The following is a 936-nucleotide window of genomic DNA, read 5'->3' as shown; positions in this document are numbered from 1 at the left end:
GAATGTAGACACCTTTCAAACCAATCTGACGCAGCCTATCTCTTATAAAAAAGAAGAGATTTGGATGAAGCTCCCGAAGGGCAAGTTAAAACAAGCTTTATGCTGCGTTAAATTGAACAGAGATAGATCATCATATTCCATTTGCCTTGCCTAAAGCTTGTTTTATTCTTGCTGAAACTCGCATCTTGAAGTTACTTGGGTATACAATACCGCCCCTTACAGTAAAGGACTTGTCATGAGCGAAAAAGACACCAATAGTGATGACGATTTTGCGCTATTTCAACAAGAAATGAAGGGCGTAAAAAGATTGTCACAGGATACCATAATCCAACAACCGAAAAAGAATTTACAACAAAAAGAAATTCGTCGAACATTCCGTGAAGCGAAGGATAATGAGTTTTATTTTTCTGACGAATTCGTACCACTATTAAATGAAGATGGTCCGACTCGTTACGCTCGTGATGATGTATCTAAATATGAGTTGAAGCGATTACGTCGTGGTGTCTATGTGCCCGATGTATTTTTAGACTTACACGGCATGACGCAAATGGAAGCTAAACGTGAGCTAGGCGCTATGATCGCCCATTGTGTAAAGGAAGGGATTGATTGTGCTAGCGTAATGCATGGCATTGGCAAACATATTTTAAAACAAAAAGTACCACTATGGCTGGCACAACACCCAGATGTTATGGCTTACCACCAAGCACCATTGGAGTTTGGCGGCAATGGCGCATTATTAGTATTGCTCAGTATTCCGGAGAAATAATCTATATACCCAAGTGACTTCAAGATGCAGAATTCAGAGCTATCATCCAAGTCTTTAAACAAGAAAGATTCGTGCAGGAATGTAATCACCTTTCAAATGAATCTGACGCAGTGTAAAGGCTTGGATGAAGCTCCCGAAGGGCAAGTTAAAACAAGCTTTATGCGGCGTTA

1 protein-coding gene is annotated in these 936 nt (G+C 40.3%); it reads left to right on the top strand.

What is annotated here, in order from left to right; all coding sequences use genetic code 11:
• Window positions 1–235: 235 nt before the first annotated feature.
• Window positions 236–766, top strand: coding sequence for an endonuclease SmrB (gene smrB / locus QQJ93_RS15810; RefSeq protein ID WP_089122581.1), 531 nt, complete (start codon window positions 236–238; stop codon window positions 764–766).
• Window positions 767–936 lie beyond the last annotated feature (170 nt).

Source organism: Vibrio algivorus, from assembly GCF_030161215.1.
GTDB lineage: Bacteria > Pseudomonadota > Gammaproteobacteria > Enterobacterales > Vibrionaceae > Vibrio > Vibrio algivorus.
The sequence above is the reverse complement of the archived record's forward strand: the minus strand, read 5'-3'. Positions and strand labels throughout refer to the sequence as shown.

Bases quoted from the DNA above. Each gene is read 5' to 3' on its own strand.
- smrB (WP_089122581.1), top strand. From the start codon at position 236: ATGAGCGAAAAAGACACCAATAGTGATGACGATTTTGCGCTATTTCAA.